At 66.3% G+C, this 16,874-nt stretch carries 16 protein-coding genes; 5 read left to right on the forward strand and 11 right to left on the reverse strand.

Going from position 1 to position 16,874, the window contains the following annotated elements; translation table 11 throughout:
- The first annotated feature begins 118 nt into the window (after nucleotides 1-118).
- From EG885_RS02440 to EG885_RS02450, 3 genes are all read left to right on the forward strand, one after another.
- On the forward strand, nucleotides 119-1,471 hold the full coding sequence (locus tag EG885_RS02440; protein WP_379107191.1) for a hypothetical protein: 1,353 nt from the start codon (nucleotides 119-121) through the stop codon (nucleotides 1,469-1,471).
- Between the two features lies 1 nt (nucleotide 1,472).
- Nucleotides 1,473-2,204: a COG3904 family protein gene (locus tag EG885_RS02445; protein ID WP_131572886.1), complete on the forward strand. Its 732-nt coding sequence runs from the start codon at nucleotides 1,473-1,475 to the stop codon at nucleotides 2,202-2,204.
- A 106-nt stretch (nucleotides 2,205-2,310) separates the two neighbouring features.
- Nucleotides 2,311-2,835, forward strand: coding sequence for an Lrp/AsnC family transcriptional regulator (locus tag EG885_RS02450; protein WP_131572887.1), 525 nt, complete (start codon nucleotides 2,311-2,313; stop codon nucleotides 2,833-2,835).
- 22 nt (nucleotides 2,836-2,857) lie between these two features.
- Here the strand turns inward: EG885_RS02450 and EG885_RS02455 are convergent, their stop codons facing one another.
- Together EG885_RS02455 and EG885_RS02460 are read right to left on the reverse strand one after the other, a co-directional pair.
- Complete coding sequence (locus EG885_RS02455) at nucleotides 2,858-4,201, reverse strand: sigma-54-dependent transcriptional regulator (protein ID WP_131572888.1); 1,344 nt, start codon at nucleotides 4,199-4,201, stop codon at nucleotides 2,858-2,860.
- The gene (locus EG885_RS02460) at nucleotides 4,198-5,862 is read right to left on the reverse strand and encodes a sensor histidine kinase (protein WP_131572889.1); all 1,665 of its coding nucleotides are present in this window, start codon (nucleotides 5,860-5,862) and stop codon (nucleotides 4,198-4,200) included. The genes EG885_RS02455 and EG885_RS02460 overlap by 4 nt, the downstream gene beginning before the upstream one ends.
- A gap of 203 nt (nucleotides 5,863-6,065) precedes the next feature.
- On the opposite strand from EG885_RS02460, the gene EG885_RS02465 reads away from it, so the two are divergent.
- Together EG885_RS02465 and EG885_RS02470 are read left to right on the forward strand one after the other, a co-directional pair.
- Nucleotides 6,066-7,433: a dicarboxylate/amino acid:cation symporter gene (locus EG885_RS02465; protein WP_131572890.1), complete on the forward strand. Its 1,368-nt coding sequence runs from the start codon at nucleotides 6,066-6,068 to the stop codon at nucleotides 7,431-7,433.
- A gap of 241 nt (nucleotides 7,434-7,674) precedes the next feature.
- Nucleotides 7,675-8,871, forward strand: a complete 1,197-nt coding sequence (locus EG885_RS02470) for a tyrosine-type recombinase/integrase (protein WP_131572891.1) — start codon at nucleotides 7,675-7,677, stop codon at nucleotides 8,869-8,871.
- Between the two features lie 130 nt (nucleotides 8,872-9,001).
- On the opposite strand, the gene EG885_RS02475 is transcribed toward EG885_RS02470, so the two are convergent.
- The 9 genes from EG885_RS02475 to EG885_RS02510 all read right to left on the reverse strand — a co-directional run bounded on the left by EG885_RS02475 (nucleotide 9,002) and on the right by EG885_RS02510 (nucleotide 16,817).
- Nucleotides 9,002-9,214 (reverse strand): hypothetical protein, encoded by a 213-nt coding sequence (locus tag EG885_RS02475; RefSeq protein ID WP_131572892.1) that lies wholly within the window; start codon nucleotides 9,212-9,214, stop codon nucleotides 9,002-9,004.
- Nucleotides 9,215-9,301: 87 nt separating this feature from the next.
- Complete coding sequence (locus EG885_RS02480; RefSeq protein WP_131572893.1) at nucleotides 9,302-9,832, reverse strand: hypothetical protein; 531 nt, start codon at nucleotides 9,830-9,832, stop codon at nucleotides 9,302-9,304.
- 16 nt (nucleotides 9,833-9,848) lie between these two features.
- Nucleotides 9,849-10,469: an N-acetylmuramoyl-L-alanine amidase gene (locus EG885_RS02485; RefSeq protein WP_131572894.1), complete on the reverse strand. Its 621-nt coding sequence runs from the start codon at nucleotides 10,467-10,469 to the stop codon at nucleotides 9,849-9,851.
- A gap of 181 nt (nucleotides 10,470-10,650) precedes the next feature.
- Complete coding sequence (locus tag EG885_RS02490) at nucleotides 10,651-11,043, reverse strand: hypothetical protein (protein ID WP_131572895.1); 393 nt, start codon at nucleotides 11,041-11,043, stop codon at nucleotides 10,651-10,653.
- On the reverse strand, nucleotides 11,034-11,210 hold the full coding sequence (locus tag EG885_RS22605) for a hypothetical protein (RefSeq protein WP_165571011.1): 177 nt from the start codon (nucleotides 11,208-11,210) through the stop codon (nucleotides 11,034-11,036). Before EG885_RS22605 ends, EG885_RS02490 begins: the two co-directional genes overlap by 10 nt.
- Entirely contained in the window at nucleotides 11,207-11,461 is a 255-nt protein-coding gene (locus EG885_RS02495) for a hypothetical protein (RefSeq protein WP_131572896.1), read from the reverse strand. Before EG885_RS02495 ends, EG885_RS22605 begins: the two co-directional genes overlap by 4 nt.
- A 104-nt stretch (nucleotides 11,462-11,565) precedes the next feature.
- Entirely contained in the window at nucleotides 11,566-14,376 is a 2,811-nt protein-coding gene (locus EG885_RS02500) for an SGNH/GDSL hydrolase family protein (RefSeq protein WP_131572897.1), read from the reverse strand.
- Entirely contained in the window at nucleotides 14,376-14,663 is a 288-nt protein-coding gene (locus EG885_RS02505) for a hypothetical protein (RefSeq protein ID WP_131572898.1), read from the reverse strand. Before EG885_RS02505 ends, EG885_RS02500 begins: the two co-directional genes overlap by 1 nt.
- A 60-nt stretch (nucleotides 14,664-14,723) precedes the next feature.
- Nucleotides 14,724-16,817, reverse strand: a complete 2,094-nt coding sequence (locus EG885_RS02510) for a hypothetical protein (protein WP_165571012.1) — start codon at nucleotides 16,815-16,817, stop codon at nucleotides 14,724-14,726.
- Between the last annotated feature and the right edge of the window lie 57 nt (nucleotides 16,818-16,874).

Below are 16,874 nucleotides of genomic sequence, written 5' to 3' on the forward strand. Positions count from 1 at the left end.
TATCGGGCGGTTTTGGCTTATCTGATGCCAGCACCCTCGCTTGTCCGGAGACCGCATGGCCCAGCCTCCCTTGCCCGATACCCGCCCCGCCGATACCCATCCCGCCGACAGCCGCAACATGGATGCCAGCGCGGCGGAGATCCACCCGGCGCAGACCGGCCCCGTCCCGGCGCGGCCCTATGGTGCCGATGCAAGCGTGAACCCCGGCCCCGACCGCGCGGGCGACCGCTATGCGCGGGAACTGGAACGGCATCTGGACTGGCTGGACAGCTTTACCTCGACCGCGCTCGGGGTGCTGTCGGCGGCGTCCGGCATCTATACCTATCTGGGGGTGCGCACGCTTCTGGACGATCCGGGGCTGTGGACGACCTTTGCCGCACTGGCCTATGCGATCGCGGTGTCGGTGGGGATCTTCGTCTTCTGGTCCTATCTGCTGCGGCTGTTGCCTGCGGTGCGCAGCGCGGCATCGCGCGTGGGGCTGATGCTGACCATGGCGCTTGGATCGGTGGCGATCATCGCGATGTCGTCCTGGCTGAACGCCGCGGCGCTGGCCGGGGGGGCGGCGGTCGAGACGCACATGGCCACCACCGTGCAGCATTACCAGACCTCGCTGGAACGCGCCCATGCCAATGCGGTGGCGGGGCAATCGCTGTCGCGCGACGTGGCGCGGGTGCGCCAAAGCTTTCAGGATCTGTCCGAACAAGAAGCCGGGGGCACCCTGTCGGGTTTTTCCGGGCGCGGCGCGGTCTTCCGCGTTCTGACCCAGAAAAGCGCCGAATTGCAGGCGCTGGAGGAACAGCTTGTCCTGACCCTCGCGCCCGTCGAACAGACCTTTGCCCAAGGCAACACCATCCTGTCGCGCATGCGCGGCACCTCGGTCGCGCCCGGGCCGCTGTCGGACCGCACCGTCAGCTTTTCGGAAGACGCGGTCGAACTGGCGGGCCTGATCACCCAACTGCGTCAGCTGAACCCCGCGCCGCTGGTCGGACGGGCGGCGCAGGATCTGGCCGATGCGGTGGTGCTGCCCGAGCTGGACGGATCGACCGCCGCCACCCGCGCAGGCCAGTCCAGCACCATCGAATCGGTCCTGAGCCTTGTCGCCCAACGCGCCCAGACCCTGACCACCGCCGCAGCCGAGGTGATGGCCCTGCCCGAACCCGACGATGCGCTTTACAAGCCGATGTCGGCGGCGGATGCGGTGATCGCCTATGCGGGCAATTTCATTCCTGCCTGGGCGGGGGCGATCTCGATCGATCTTCTGCCCGCCGTGCTGGTCTTTATCATCATGGTCGTGCAGGCCGCGATCCGGTCGGGCCGGGGCGAGGGGCACAGCGACGACCGCATGACGGTGGGCGAATTGCGCGCCGCCCTGGCCGCGTCCGAGATTCTGCGCCAGCACGAGGGCGCGGGCCCGTCCCGAACCGACCGGGGCTATCCGCCGCCGCCTGACGATCTGCGGGGCGGGGTCTAGGATGGGGCTGTTCTCGACCCCCGGCAAGGCGATCCGGGCGGTGCTGGTCGCGCAGGTGATCATGGGTTTCGGCATCGTCGGGCTGGATCTGATGCGCGCGCCGGGCAATGCCGCGCCCGGTCTTTACGCGCCCCCCGCCGAGGGGCCGAGCGTGCGCCCCTATCGCCCCGACCTGCGCCCCTCGGACCCCGCGCGGCCGGGCGGCCCCGCGATGCGCCCGATGCCCGAGGCGCTGGAATTCGACGCGGCCGACGGCACGCTGCAGATGTCGGGGCAGATCGCGCCGGGCGATGCCGACCGCTTTGCCGAATGGCTGGAACGCACCCGCCCCGAGGTGACGGCGGTGGCGCTGGACAGTTCCGGCGGCTCTGTCTCGGATGCGCTGGCGATCGGGCGCACGATCCGGGCGGCGGGCTATGACACGACCGTTCAGGATGGTGCGGTCTGCATGTCGGCCTGCCCCTATATGCTGGCGGGCGGCGTCGGGCGGGCCGTGGCGAACGGCGGCGTCGTCGGGGTGCATCAGCATTATTTCGGGCAAAACACGATCCTGCCTGCGTTCATGGCGGTCAGCGACCTGCAGCGGGCGCAGGCCGGGGTGATGGATTATCTGGTCCAGATGGGCGTCGATCTGCGGCTGATGACCTATGCCCTGCGCACCCCGCCAGCCGAGATCTATGTGCTGGGACCGGACCTGATGTCCGAACTGGGCCTGACCACGACCGAAAGCTGAGCGGCGCTCCGCGCAGGCCTGACCGGCCTGCCGCTCTAATAACGACAATCACGCTAGACATTATATTCTATTCTGGCATCCTGACGGCGATGAAAGGAATCGCCCGATGACCCCAGTGGACAGACATCTTCCCCAGACCCAGACCCAGACCCAGACCCCGCACGGCTTGGACCTGATCGACCGCAAGATCGTCGCGGCGCTGATGGCGGATGCGACCACCCCCATCGCCCGGATCGCCGACAAGGTGGGCCTGTCGCAAACCCCCTGCTGGAAACGCATTCAACGGCTGGAGGCCTCGGGTGTCATCCTGCGCCGGGTGGCCTTGGCCGATCCGGTCAAGCTGGGCTTTGGGCTGACGGTCTTTGTGGGCATCGCCGCGCCAGATCACGGCAGCGACTGGCGCGCGACCTTTGCCCGCGCGCTGGCCGCCTTGCCCGAGGTGATCGAGGCGTGGCGCATGGCGGGCGATGTCGATTATCTGTTGCGCGTGGCGGTGCCCGACATGGCGGCCTATGACCGGTTCTATACGGCGCTGACCGATGCGGTCCCGATCCGCAATGTCACCGCCCAATTCGCGATGGAGGCGGTGCGCCAGGGCACCGCCTATCCGGTGAACACCACCGACCGTTAGAGGCGTCCGCCAGAGCCGACCCCTAGCCGCGCGCAGGGGGGCCGCGGAAATCGCCGGGCCGGATGCCGTGGCGGGTCAGCTTGTCGTAAAACGTCTTGCGCGGCAGGCCCAGCAGCGCCATCGCCCCGGTGGCATGGCCCTGACACGCGCGCAAAGCCTCGCGGATCAGCGCGGCCTCGTAGGCGGCGACCAGATCGGGCAGGGCGGGGTGGTCGGCGCCGGGCCGGGGCAGGGTGCGGGGGGCGATTCCCAGAACGTGGTTTTCGGCAAAGGCCTGCAATTCGCGCAGATTGCCGGGCCAGTCATGGGCGGCCAGACGCGCCATCACCAGATCGGTCAGCGGCGGCACCTGCCGCGCCAGCCGGTCCGCCGCCTGTTGCAGGAAATGGCGAAACAGCGCCGGGACATCGCCCCGGCGGTCCGACAGCGGCGGCACCCGCAGCACCGCCCGCGACAGCCGGAAGGAGAGGCCCTGTTGCAACCCCGTGCCCGTGCCGTCCCCGTTCCCGTTCCCGTCATCGGCGGTGGCAAGGATCTGCAGATCCAGCGGGCGCGGGGCCGCAGCGCCGGCGGGCCAGTATTCCCCGGCCTCGACCAGCGCCAGCAGGCGGGCCTGATGATGCGGAGGCAGGGCGGTGGCGCGTTCCAGACACAGGATGCCGCGATGGGCCTTTTCCAGCAGGCCGGGGCGGCGGGGCTGGCGCTGGCCAGGCTGCGCCTCTTGCCCGGTCAGCAGGATCTCGAACCCGGCCTCGCCGGTTGATGCGCAATCCAGCACCACCATCGGGCGCGACCGGCGCGTCCCCAGCCTATGGATCGCCTGTGCGACCAGCGATTTCCCCGCACCCGAGGGGCCGGTGATCAGCGCATCGCTGTCGGCCTCTGCCACCCGTTCCAGCGCGTCGCGCAGATGGATCATGGCCGGGCTGTCGCCCTGCAGCGGCGGATGGGTCAGAGACGCATCCTGCCGGGTCCGGCGCAGGCGGCGGTTTTCCATGACCAGTGCGCGGGCTGCCAGCGCCCGGTTCAGCGCCGCCAGCAGCCGGTCGGCGGCCACCGGCTTGGTCAGGAAATCATAGGCCCCCTCGCGCAGCGCATCGACGGCCATCGGCACGTCGCCATGCCCGGTCAGCAGGATCACCGGCAGATCGGGGTCCACCCCTTGCAGATGCCGCATCAGCTGCAGCCCATCCATGCCAGGCATGCGGATATCGGTCAGCACCACGCCGGGATAATCACGCTCGAGCCCAATCAGAGCGGGGGCCGCAGCGGCGAAATCCTCGACCTGCAACCCGGCGATGGCCAGCGTCTGACACAGGGCGCCACGCAGGTCGTCATCGTCGTCGATCAGCCGGATGCGGGTCATGCGGCCCTCGGCAAGGTCAGGCGAAACGCGGCGCCCCGACCGGGCACGGGGGGCAGGGCGTCCAGCTCTCCTCCGAAATCGCGGGCGATCTCGCGCGAGATGACCAGCCCCAGCCCCAGACCCTGCGGCTTGTCGGTTGCAAAGGGCGTGAACAGCTGCGCGGCCATGCCGGGCGACAGGCCGGGGCCATCGTCGCGGATCGTCAGGGCAACGCTGTCGGACGTCGTCTCCACGGCGATGGCGATGCGCGGCGCGGCGCGGCCTTCCTGCGCGTCATGGGCGTTGGTCAACAGGTTCACCAAAATCTGTTCCAGCCGCACCGCCTCGGCCCGCACGCACAGACCGGGGGGCAGGTCGGGCAGATCGAAGGCCATCGCCACCGCCCGCCTGCGGCTGGCCGTCAGCATCAGGGACGCCTGGATCGCCTCTTGCAGCGACACCGCCTGCACCGTGCCGGTCGCCTTGCGCGAAAAGCTGCGCAATTCGCGGGTGATCTGCCCGATGCGATCGGTCATGCCGATAATCCGGTCCAGATTTTCGCGCACCAAAAGCGGGCCGTCGCCCAGCAGATGACGCCCGTTTTCGGCCAGCAGGCGGATCGTGGCCAGCGGCTGGTTCACCTCATGCGCAAAGCCCGCGGTCACCTGACCCAGGGTGGCCAGCTTGTTGGCCTGCACCAGATCCGACTGCAACTGCACCAGCCGCTGTTCGGCGGCGCGGCGGGTGCGCATCTCGTCGGACAGATCGCGGGTGCGTTCACCGACCGCGCGTTCCAGATCGGCGCGATGGGCGGCATCGGCCCGCGCGACCCGCGCCGCCCGGCGCCGCCGCGCCAGATAAAGCGCCAGCACGATCCCCGCCAGCAGCACCGCCAGCAGGGCCGTGCCCGCCGCCAGCCCGGCCAGCCGCGTCGCCCCCGCGGTGGGGCTGCGCATGACCAGCCGCCAGTCGGTGCCGCGCAGGGCCATGCTGATCGCCCGCGTGCCGCTGTCGGGCGGCAGGGGCTGGAACCGCAGCGCCGGACGCCCCGAGATCAGCACCCGCCCCGCCGCGTCCAGCACATGCGTGCCCGCCGGATCGCGGCCCCATGCGGCCTCCAGCGCGTCGAACTCGACCTTGACCACGACCACGCCCCACAGCGCGTCGCCGTCGCGCCCGTCGTCGCGCACGTCATGGGCCAGATACAGGCCCGGGCGCCCGCTGACCGTGCCCAGCCCGTATTCCTGACCCGTGCCCTCGGCCATCGCCTGCTGGAAATAGCGCCGAAAGCCGTAGTCGTACCCGACAAAGCTGGCAGGCTGATCCCAGTTCGAGGCCGCGACCGCTCGCCCCGACACATCCAGCAGATAGATGACATCGCTTTGCGTTTCCGCCCGCAGCAGATCCATCTTGGCCGAGACCTGATCGCCGGGATCGCGGCCACCCGCGCGCAGCGTGTCGATCACCTGCCGGTCGACGGCCAGCACCGCCGCCACCGCGCGCTGCCGGTCAAGGATGCTGTCCAAGGTCAGGGCGCGGCTGGTCAGGGCGATCTGCGCCGCCTCGTCCAGCCGCGACAGCGCGGCCTCGCGCGTCAGACGATAGGTCGCCAGCGGCACCAGCAGGGCCGCCAGCAGCACCAGTGCCACAGGCCAGCGCGAATCGCCCGTCGTCCCGCCCATGCCGGTCCCCGCAGCCCTTGTTTCGGTTTCCACACTAGCACGGCCCTCTTGTGCGGAAAACCACACAATCGGCCCGGCGAAACACCCCCGGAAAGCCATGAAATCAATGCATTGCTGCCATGCGCATGGGATTGGGCCGATCCGGGGCAGGCGGATAACTTGCCCGTCACATCACTGCCACATCTAAGGTCGGAGGAGACCCGATGCAGATCACCGCCCCCGCACATCCCGATGCGCCCGCCCCCAAGCCCTTTTATGCCCATCTTTATGTTCAGGTCATCGCCGCCATCGTGACCGGCGCGCTGATCGGGCATTTCTTCCCGCAGACCGGCGAGGCGCTGAAGCCGCTTGGCGACGGCTTCATCAAGCTGGTCAAGATGATCATCGCGCCGGTCATCTTTCTGACCATCGTCACCGGACTGGCCGGTATGGGCACGCTGCGCGGCGTCGGCTCGGTCGTGGGCAAGGCGTTTGCCTATTTCTTCACCTTTTCGACTCTGGCGCTGATCGTCGGGCTGATCGTGGCCAATGTGATCCAGCCCGGACGCGGCATGAACATCGACCCGGCCTCGCTGGATGCCAGCACCATCAGCACCTATACCGAAAAGGCGCACGAGACCTCGCTGACCGGCTTCGTGATGGACATCATCCCGACCACGCTGGTCTCGGCCTTTGTCGAGGGCAACATCCTGCAGGTTCTGTTCGTGGCGATCCTGTTCGGCATCGGCATGATCCTTGTGGGCGACAAGGCCAAGCCGATCCTGAACGTGTTCGAGGCCGCCAGTTTCGCCATGTTCCGCGTCGTCGACATCCTGATGAAGGCCGCGCCCATCGGTGCCTTCGGCGCCTTCGCCTTCACGATCGGCAAATACGGCATCGGCTCGGTCGTCAATCTGGCGGCGCTGGTGGGGACGTTCTATCTGACCTCGGCGTTGTTCATCGTGGTCATTCTGGGCACGGTCTGCATGCTGAACGGGTTTTCGATCTTTCGGCTGATTTCCTATCTCAAGGCCGAGATCCTGCTGGTGCTGGGCACCTCGTCGTCGGAATCGGCGCTGCCCTCGCTGATGGAAAAGATGGAAAAGGCCGGTTGCGCCCGTCCCGTCGTGGGTCTGGTCGTGCCGACCGGCTATTCCTTCAATCTGGACGGCACCAATATCTACATGACGCTGGCGGCGCTGTTCATCGCGCAGGCCACCAACACCGACCTGACGCTGCAACAGCAGGTGCTGCTGCTGCTGGTGGCGATGCTGTCGTCCAAGGGCGCGGCGGGTGTGACGGGCGCGGGGTTCATCACCTTGGCCGCGACCCTGTCGGTTGTGCCGACCGTGCCGGTGGCCGGGATGGCGCTGATCCTGGGCGTGGACCGCTTCATGTCGGAATGCCGGTCGGTCACGAATTTCATCGGCAATGCCGTGGCGACCGTCGTGGTCAGCCGCTGGCAGGGCGCGCTGGACCGCGAGCAGTTCGACGCCGCCATGGCCGGCCGCCCCATCGGCAGCGCAGCCCCGGTCACCGAGCTGACCCCAGCCCCCGCAGGCCTGCAGCTGCAGGAACGCAGCGTCGACTGACAGGCCCTTGCCAGATCCCGAAGGGCGCCGGTCGATCCGGCGCCCTTTCACATGGGTCGGGAACGGAAAGGATGGTGCGGGTAGAGCGCACTTATCCGCTGTCGCATTGCGGCGCATGCTGTCCACTTTGTCTCGACAAAGCCCCTGTTTTCCCTGATCCATTGGTGACGGTTGTCGCACGGTGGCGCACCGAGTCGACCGGCAGCGCGTCGACCATTGGGGGACCAGATGGGGGACTGGCGTGAAGAGCAAGCTGACCGCAGTCGCGATCAAGGCAGCACCTGACGGGAAGCTGCAGGACGGCGGCGGCCTCGTGCTGATCAAAGCCGGGCCGGTCGGGAAATGGGTCTTCAGATATTCGCACCTCGGCAAGCGCCGAGAGATGGGCTTGGGCAACTGGCCGACGGTCACGCTGTCCGAGGCCCGGAAGGTGCGGGACAGCTGGGCGGCCGAGCTGGCCGCCGGGCGCGACCCGATCACCATCCGCAACACCCAGCGCGCCGCGGATGTGGCAGCGCGGGACAAGACGGACCCGACGTTCCAGGAACTGACCGAGACCGTCTTCATCGCGAAGCGGGACAGCCTGCGGGGCGGGGGCGAGCGGGGCCGGTGGCTCAGCCCGCTCAAGGTGAACGTCTTCCCGGTGATCGGGCGCAAGCGCGTCTCCGACATCACCCGCTTCGACATCGCGGAGAACCTGCGCCCCATCTGGAGGACGAAGCATCCGACGGCGGCGAAGTGCCAGCAACGGATTCGGTTGATCCTGCGCGAGGGCAAGCTGATGGGGTATCACTGCGATCCGTTCGAGGCGGACGCGGCTCTTCGTATTTTGGGGGATGTGAGGCACCAGGTCTCGCCGATCGTGTCGACGCCTTGGCAGGAGATACCGGCGCTCTATGCGCGGCTCGGCGAGGGTGCGGTCGCCGACTGTCTCCGGTTCATGATCCTGACGGCCATGCGAACCGAGGCCTGCGCCGGGGCACGGGGCGACGAGATCGCGGGGGATGTCTGGACGGTCCCCGCCGATCGGATGAAAGGGTCCGAGGGATCGGTCAAGGATTTCCGGGTGCCGCTTTCGACGGCTGCCCAGGCGCTGGTCAGCCGGGCCAGCAAGTATGCAGAGGGGATGCTGTTCGCGACCTATACCGGCAAGCGGCCCACATCGACCGGTCTGATCAAGAGGCTCAATGGCCTGCGCGAAGCCGGGCGGCCGCATGGCTTCCGCACGACCTTCCGGACGTGGTGCCAGGATCACGATATCAGCTGGGATGTGGCAGAGACGTCGCTTGGCCACGCGATCGGGAATCAGATTGAGCGCAGCTATGCCCGGTCGGACCTGCTGGAGCGCCGGCGGCCCGTCCTGCAGTCCTGGTCGGATTACGTCACCGGCAAGGCCGCGACGGTCACGCAGCTGCGCGGCGCGGCGTCCGATCGGTGATTGGCCCCTGCCTTCGGAGGGCAGTGCGGGCGGGGGTGTTCGCCCTCTCTCGCCCGTTTGTTCCTGCTTTCGGCCCATCCTGAACGGGCGAGATACGGTTTATCCGCACCGAAACGGGACCGGGGGATGCCTATGGCATCAGCGGGGGCCGCTCGCGCATGACCCGGGCGCCTTGCTGCCATGTCAGCCTGTCGCGGGGGTACAGCCCCTGTATCGCGGCCCATGCGGCGTCGACCGCCTCGAAGGTGCCGGCGGCGATGGATCTGCGCGGGCCGTGCGGCGGATCGCACCAGATGATGAAGAGGGCCTGATCCTCTGGAAAGATGGGCTCGTGGATTCGCATGGTGATTCCCTTTCCGTCACAAGAACGGAAAGGGAACGCGGTTGCAATACGGCGCCCGCCGCGCACGGGGCGCGACGAGCTTTGCGCTCAGCTTTTGGTCGGGCGGGGCGCGGTGCTGACGCGCGCCGATGCGGTCACGGCGCTGGTCAGGGCGGCGGCCAGCTTGTCCGGCGCGACCTCGCCCAGTTGCTTGATCAGCTCGGCCCGGGCCATGTCCTGCAGGTGCGGGCGGGCCGCCTGCGCTGCGTCGAGGCCAAAGCGCTTCAGCGAGTGCCCGGCGCCCTCGTCGACATAGGGCAACATGGTCTGCGCCGCGATCGTGAGGCGCTGACCCAACGGCGTATCCGAGGCCTCGTCCAGAAGCCATTCCAGACCGATCCGCGCGGCGCGCTGCAGCGCCACCTCGATCGTCGCGCGGGCCTTGGCGTCGAGTGTGGCGCCGGTGATCTTCGCCACGGTGGCGGCGATGGCCGAGGCGGCGGCGGTGGCCAGTGCGGCGGCCAGCCACGAGATGCCCTGATCGAGCAGGTCGGGCATGCTGTTGGCGGCGAGGGCCGCGACGGGCGCCATGATCAGCGCAGCGGCGACAGCCGCCAGGGCGGGGGTGGTGCGGTTCATCGGTATCTCCTGAGGTTCAGAGGTTGAGCAGTTCGGCGCGCACCATGTCGCGCAGGCGGTCCCCGACCGTGATCGGATCGCCGGGGCCTTCCATGCCTGGCAGCCAGGTGATGTCCCACTTCCACCGCTGGACGACGCCAAGGGTCGGCTGGATCTCGGCGTGCGACAGTGTCGACCAGCGCGAGACGGGAATGTCATAGGCGCGGCACATGCGGGCCGTCTCGCGGACGAGCTCGCAGACCTGATAGGGGGTGATCGGCGCGCGGCCCCGATCGAACGGGCGTTCCTGCGCGCCGGTCATGGCGCAGATAGAGATGCCGATCGCGCCGCCGTTGGCGTTCAGGGTGTGGCTGCGCGAAGCAGTGGGGTCCACAGGCCAACGCGGGCGGCCCTCGCCCGGGATCAAGCCATGATACGCGCGCAGGTCCGTCGAGTTGGGGACATAGCCCCCGGCGGTCCAGTGCCAGTGGATGCGTGTCAGGCGGGTCGGATGCTCGAAGGGCAGGCCCTTGGCCCGCTGTGCCGCCGTGGCGGCGGCGAAGGCCGCTTGGGTGCGGGGGCCGTCCGCCCCATCGATCGGGCCGGGGTTGAAGCCCAGTGCGGCGCAGCGCGCCTGACGGGCACGAACGGCGTTCATGACGGCTTTCTTTTCTGCGGTCACGGGTATCTCCAATGCAAAAGCCCCGCACGATGGCGGGGCGATAAGCGATCGATTGTTCGAGGCTAGACCCGAGCCATCTGCTATGCTCGGCGCAGGCTAAGCGGCGCCGTTTCAGGTCACGAGTGGCCTTGGTGACTGCCGCTTAGCCGCCGCTAGATCACCGCCACGGTAGCAGCCGGATCGCGCTCGGATGCAGCCATGCCTTCCAAAGCGGCCAGTGGTGCCGCTCATGCTCCGGGATCAGCATCTGACGGCAGCGCAGCGCGCAGTAGAACGCCGACATCTTCATCAGCCCGAAGACGATGTTCATGTAGCGCCCGACATGCTCAGAGAGCCAAGCAGCCGCCTCGGGCGCCCAGAGGCGCAGCAGGGGCACGAAGACGTCCCAGTATAGCCCGCGGGCGATGATGGCCCCGGCGAGGATCATGAAGCCGGTGGCGAACCACCAGGTTGCCGACCGCAGCTCTCGGAAGCTGGCACGGAAGGCCCAGATCACGGCGAAATAGCCGAACGCGTTGATGGCCGCGATCATCCCGATAGTCAGTGCCATGCTGTGGCGTCCTTCTGTAGCTGATCAACGAGGCGCTCCAACGCCACCCGCTTTTCCACGACCTGTCGCTGGCCATTGTCGAAGTCGGCTGTCTGGCGCCGCTTCATCTCATCGACCTGGGCAGATCGGCGGCTCTTGCCGCATAGCAGTCGGATCAGGCGCATCATCGCCGCCCCCTCATCTCGCGCACGGCTTCCCGGACAGGCTCGACCAGCGCCCCGAGGGCAAGGTTGGCCTGCTCCTGCATCTTGTGCAGACGGTCGCCGTATTCGCGCATGTCCTCGATCCGCTGGTCCTGCACCTGGTTCAGGCGGCGGAACAGCACGACGCAGACGAGGAACAGGGCGACGAGGCCGGTTGATAGGACCTTCGCGATGCTGCCGCTGGCAAGGTCATCGATGGCGCTTTGAGGGTCCATTACGGTGCCCTCCTACGTCTAAATGCGGGTGCCTGCATGATTACCTCGGCAGCAGATGGCCCGCGCCGAGGCGGGCGGTAGGTTGATTAGGCGGCGGTCAGGCCTCACAACCCCAGCTGGGTCACGGCGGCCAATCCGTATCGGCGCAGTTCATAGATGCCCGGGTGATTGTTACCGTTATTGATTGTGTTAGCCGACGCCAATGCCTGAGCGGGAATTCCCATGCCCCCGATAGTCTGGTCATCTGCGATAGCTGCTGTGGAAATGAACGCAGCCCCAGCATCCATAGCTGCAGCCTCAAGGGCGTTGTTCGTTACCCGCCACGCCGAAAGGCTCTGGTTGGCGTTAGGACGCGGGCACCCCATCACGACGCAGGCCACGCCTGCGGCTTTGAACTGTCCGATCATCGCCACGATATTGGCGTAGGTGTAGGACTGGCCGCGTTCGTTCATGCCGAACGCGATAACTACCAGGTCAAGGTTATCGCCCAAGGGGAAGGCAATACGGGCCGGGTCCAGGCCGTTGTTTGCCGTCGGCTGGCTGCTGGTACCGCCGATGCCATAGTTAAAATACGCCACCACATCGGCGCCCGCCATATCATCCAAAGCGATCTTGATGTCCCAGTTCCAGCCAAGTCGCGTGTGAACCTGCCCGGCGCCGTCACCTGTGTCAAAGACCGGCAGAACCGCTTTGGTGTCGGAAGGATAATGGGTCAGATATGAAGCGGTTGCCCTATCGCGGACTTGGCCGTTGGCTTCGAAGCCCGGCGCTCCGAACTGGAGCGCGGTTATGCTGTCACCGTAGCCTCCCAAGCGGATAGCACCCGCGCGCGCGGCCTTGCTGACCACCTTGCGCAGGACAGATCGGTTCCGTTCAATATGCGCCGCCATCGCGGCCTCAGAACCCTTCCGTATCACGCCCCGCCAATCGGCCACTGAGACGGCTTGTATTGACGCGCTGCCAACGCGAGCACGACCGATCATCAGAGCATTTGATGGCACAGGCCCTTGCCATTCCAGCGAATCCAGCTGGGCAGTTCGGGGCGAACCTGCAACCAAGGACAGGGCCGACGTGGCGCGATCAAGAACGATAAGGTCGATGCGCTCTTGCCCGGCTGCGGCAAGGACGGGAGTTAGTGTTCCGCTGAACGTGGCCTGCTCTCCCGTGACGCGGGACAGGGATCCGGTCACGGCAATGTTGCCTCCGGCGACAGAGATGTCGGCCTCTGCCGATGCGACGACCGGCAGGGCTTTTTCTCCAGGCACCGTATAACGATCCCGGAAAACAACCCCGGCCACCTTGTTTGGGGCGGCCAGTGCGGAATAATTGAGCGCAGTCAGGTTGGCGTAATACCAACCACGCTCACTGGCGGTCGCGGCGGCATCGACAAGATACCCCATGCCGATATTGACCTTGGCGTCTGCCGCATCGCGGGCTTCCAGGCGCCATGCAAGATGATTGCCGGAACCTTTGATATAGGGCACAGGAAAGCGGAACGTCGCGCTCTTGAAATCGCTGGCGCCTGCGGTGATTTCAAGGTCTGAAACCTGATAGTCCTGAGTGAAAGCAAGAGCGCATCCCGCGGGGGGCGCAGCAACTTCACCGTTCTGGCGCGAGTAGACCATGAGCCTTAGCACAGTGGCTCCGGCTGCAACTCGGATGCCCTGCAATTCCAAGGCGGTTAGAACCGTTCCGTCCGAAACACCCGGAAGAAGCATGGCGCCTGCCCACCCCCCAAAGTTGCCGGTGGTATAGGCTGCGGTGGCATCCCGAGTTTCGACGGCAGACAAGACGGGTGCTGCGAAGTCATCGATTGCCGCGCGAACCGCTTCAACGGTTTCAACAGAGGCCTGAACTTCCGCGCCCAGAAGCTCGAAAGACTCCTTTGTGACGATCCGCCTGCGGATATAAAAGCGAACCTCAATGCGGTTGCTATTGATGGCGCCTGATGTCGGAAACTCCGTTGTGTCGGCCAGTGTGCGGACATAACCGACATTGTCCGCAGTGGTGCTTGCCGTAGCGCACAGGGAGTTTCCGGGCGTGTAAATGCCAAGATACTGACCGGCGACAATTGGGAGTTCGATATTGATTGAGTTGAACCCCGCCGCGAGGGGGATTGCGAGCGACGGACCGATCTGTCCGCTAGCTTGGGTAAATCTGCGCAGCGACACGGTTGTCGCCGACAACGACCAGATATCAAGCCGGTATACCTCCCCGTCTGCGGAGGCAGGCTGGTTGAGAACGTAAGTTCCTGACGCCAAGTTGGCGCCCGCAATGGGTTGACCCGAGCGCGCCATGAAAGACAGCTCAGAAAGCGCGTCCACCGACTTGCTCAGCGCGCTGGCGCTTGGATACCTCGCCATTTCCGTCTGCGTGCTGACGCTGTCCCGACGATAGCGAATGATCTCGTCGCCTGACACAACTTGGAACTGCTGGAGGTCAGCGACAGCCGCCCGGCCCGTTGCGATATCTGCATAGACGTTGGCGTTGACGAAAGCCGCGTCCCGGGCAGTTGTGGCTTGGGTGAGGATGCCGCCCGCTTGGGCTGCCGCGGTCTCAGCATCCCCCGCCCGCTGATCCGCCACTGAAGCCGATGTGCCAGCCGCAGTCGCCAGGCTTTGCGTCGAAGACAGATCTGCCGCGACCAGCTGGCGTGACGTCTCGACCGCCTGAGCGTCCCCATCCACCTGTGCTGCCAGCGGCTCGATAGCAGCTCGGTCAGCAGCCGCAGCGCCAGCACTGCCAGAGGCCGACGTGACCGCCGCCTGAAGCTCGGTCGTGTCGGCATCGGCCCCGCGCAGGGAGGCCATGTATTCCTCTTCGGTGCCCGTGAACCCGAACAGGGCCTGTGCCCGCTCATAAGTCGTCGCGCCGGGAATGCCCCGGTTGGCAACGTCGATATCGAATGACGACATCAGCAGCCCCTTTTGATGTGCAGGTAAAATCGCTTGGCCAACTGCCAGCCTTCGCCGTCGTCGAGATCGAAATAGACCTCAGCCGAATAGAAGGACGGGGCGATCTCGACCTCGTTGAGCGCGAACTCGAAGACCGGCCCCGGCCCGTCGGCATCGAGGGGCAGGCAGATATCGCCGGTCCCGATGCGCAGCTGCGCGCGGTCGGCGGTGATCGGGATGCCGAAATCGTCCACCAGCCTGAGCGCCAGCGGCCCGGGCGTGCCGGGCTTATAGGGAATGGTCGCCATTGCGTGCTCCACGGGTGAAGGCCCGGCGGGGCCGGGTTGAGGGCAGGGGAAGGGGTGCGGTTAGACGACGGTGGTGTTGATTGTTCGCAGCACGCCGGCCATGTCGCGGAAGACCAGATTGCCACTGACAACGTTGATGCCAAACGAGCCATTCGGCAGAGATCCTGCGTCAACGGCCTGTCCCAGCAACACTCGACCCGGCTGAACCTTGAGATGGCGGTGGTCGATATAGCTGCCGTGACCAAAGCGGAGTTCTCCCGCCTGAGAATCGCCCTGCATGTTCACGAAGCCCAGAAGCAGGACGCGGAACGGGACGTTGGTCTCGCTGATCAGGTCGCGCGGATCGCCTGCATAATTCTGGCAGTCGATGCCATCGATGATCACGTAGCCCGACGGGCTCAGGAAATCCTCGGCCTGGACGATCCGCTCATTGATCGCGTTGCGCGCCCAGAGGTTTCGGTAGGTGAAGGCTTTAGCCTGATCGGCGATGTAGGCCAGCGCCTCGCCGGAGGCGGACGTGCTGTCAAAGCCGCCGACGTATTCCCCGCCGATATTGTTGAACCACATGGTGTTCAGCGAATAACGCAGACGGCTCGGGTTCGTGTCGCCGTGGATCTTGCCAGAAATCCGCCAGCTGTCGGCGGTCTCGGCGAAGATGCCGACCCCGGCGAAGTGCTCGATGTGCAGGTGATCCGCGGTCAGGTCCGATTGCAGAGAGCCATAGCTGCCGCCGCCGCGCGGCTGGTAGAAGTCGATAGCCGGGCAGCCGACCCGGACGTGGGTGACGTCCCGATCCGCGTTGATGGGGTTGCCCTGTTCGTCACCAATGCGGACGGCATGCGGCGCGACATATTCTATAATCCGGGCGCGCAGGATGCGGAAGGCGCCCGCCACGTTCCCCTCACGCGCACGGGGGATCAGGATCGTCCGGCCGACATCACCGGCCACGAAAATCTCATCCCCGACGATGCCGTTCACCAGGTTCGACCCGGCCACCATGCTGACGCGTGGGCAATCGAAAAGACCGTTGAGGCCGGTCCCGCTGGTGATCCGGTAACCCGCCGCCTCCAGCGTCACCTCCGTCGGACTGACATAGGCCGCGATGCGATAGCGGCGGCGGTCGGGGCTGTGGAAGATGGTGATGTACCGGTCGCGCGAGTCGAAGATCGCCCCGCTGGCCGTCAGGGTGGTTCCGGACAGGCTGAAGGTGATCCCTGACGTGGATTTCTTCGGGAAGGCATAGCCGCCATACCAGAACTCGCAGCGGGTCATCCGCAGGTTTTGGATGCTGGAGGCGCGCAGCTGGGTGTTGTTCGAATTGCTGAACAGGATGCCGTACATGGAACTGTTGCCCCAGCCCCCGATATCCAGGAACACCGGATTGACGCCGCCGGTCGTGCTCTCGTGCTGGAACCGAACGTTCTCAAACCAGATAGGGCTTGAGCGGGTCACCCCCAGGGGGTCGCGGCACCTGATCAACGCCAGATCGGCGCCGTAGAACCCGCATGTCAGGCGGCAGATCAGGTGGCCCGCGCCCTTGAAGATAAGATCCGAGCGGGGGCTGTTGGGGCGATATGCGTCGATCTGGCTGCGGCACATAACAAACCCGCCAGCGGGCAGTATGATCGCAGCACCTGATGCGCCGAAAGCCGCCTTCGCAACTTCGATCGCAGCTTGGATTGCCGGGCTGTTATCGTCGTTCAGCATGCTCGCGCCGAACTGCCGGGTGTCGATGCCTTCCGTGGTATCGACGTGCGCCCAGGTCACACCCCCCGCAGTCGTCAGGGCGGTGGCGCCCGGCGAGCGGCGATAGACCAGGCCGCCGACAATGATCCAATTGGCAAAGGCCGGAATCGTCGCGGCCTCTGCCGTCGCGCGGCTGGCGAACTGAGGCGTGCCGGTTGCAGATCCGGCGTAACCAGCGGCCAGATCAGCGGCGGCCTGCGCGTCGACGGCAGCCTCGATGGCATCATCGACTGCTCCCTCGTATTCCTCGGCGAAAGCAGCGAAGAGGGCGCGCAGATCCCGGGTGTTGATCGGCTTGCGACTGGTGGACCGATCGCCCACCGGCAAGGCGCCGTTGCCGCCCTGACCGTCTCCGGTATAGCCCATGTGGTCGCGCAGAAAGAGGTTCACATCTTCTAGAAATGGCAAGGTTGCCTCCATCGTTGAGGGGCCGCCCAAGGGCGTTGTTGATCGGCGGTCTTGCCG

Origin of the sequence: Paracoccus nototheniae (genome assembly GCF_004335005.1) — a bacterium.
In the GTDB taxonomy this organism is placed as follows: Bacteria; Pseudomonadota; Alphaproteobacteria; order Rhodobacterales; family Rhodobacteraceae; genus Paracoccus; species Paracoccus nototheniae.

What these genes read in the sequence shown, in the direction of transcription:
- EG885_RS02440 (WP_379107191.1), top strand. Translation starts at nt 119, where the DNA reads ATGGATGCCAGCGCGGCGGAGATCCACCCGGCGCAGACCGGCCCCGTC.
- EG885_RS02445 (WP_131572886.1), top strand. Translation starts at nt 1,473, where the DNA reads ATGGGGCTGTTCTCGACCCCCGGCAAGGCGATCCGGGCGGTGCTGGTC.
- EG885_RS02450 (WP_131572887.1), top strand. Translation starts at nt 2,311, where the DNA reads ATGACCCCAGTGGACAGACATCTTCCCCAGACCCAGACCCAGACCCAG.
- EG885_RS02455 (WP_131572888.1), bottom strand. Translation starts at nt 4,201, where the DNA reads ATGACCCGCATCCGGCTGATCGACGACGATGACGACCTGCGTGGCGCC.
- EG885_RS02460 (WP_131572889.1), bottom strand. Translation starts at nt 5,862, where the DNA reads ATGGGCGGGACGACGGGCGATTCGCGCTGGCCTGTGGCACTGGTGCTG.
- EG885_RS02465 (WP_131572890.1), top strand. Translation starts at nt 6,066, where the DNA reads ATGCAGATCACCGCCCCCGCACATCCCGATGCGCCCGCCCCCAAGCCC.
- EG885_RS02475 (WP_131572892.1), bottom strand. Translation starts at nt 9,214, where the DNA reads ATGCGAATCCACGAGCCCATCTTTCCAGAGGATCAGGCCCTCTTCATC.
- EG885_RS02480 (WP_131572893.1), bottom strand. Translation starts at nt 9,832, where the DNA reads ATGAACCGCACCACCCCCGCCCTGGCGGCTGTCGCCGCTGCGCTGATC.
- EG885_RS02485 (WP_131572894.1), bottom strand. Translation starts at nt 10,469, where the DNA reads ATGAACGCCGTTCGTGCCCGTCAGGCGCGCTGCGCCGCACTGGGCTTC.
- EG885_RS02490 (WP_131572895.1), bottom strand. Translation starts at nt 11,043, where the DNA reads ATGGCACTGACTATCGGGATGATCGCGGCCATCAACGCGTTCGGCTAT.
- EG885_RS22605 (WP_165571011.1), bottom strand. Translation starts at nt 11,210, where the DNA reads ATGATGCGCCTGATCCGACTGCTATGCGGCAAGAGCCGCCGATCTGCC.
- EG885_RS02495 (WP_131572896.1), bottom strand. Translation starts at nt 11,461, where the DNA reads ATGGACCCTCAAAGCGCCATCGATGACCTTGCCAGCGGCAGCATCGCG.
- EG885_RS02500 (WP_131572897.1), bottom strand. Translation starts at nt 14,376, where the DNA reads ATGTCGTCATTCGATATCGACGTTGCCAACCGGGGCATTCCCGGCGCG.
- EG885_RS02505 (WP_131572898.1), bottom strand. Translation starts at nt 14,663, where the DNA reads ATGGCGACCATTCCCTATAAGCCCGGCACGCCCGGGCCGCTGGCGCTC.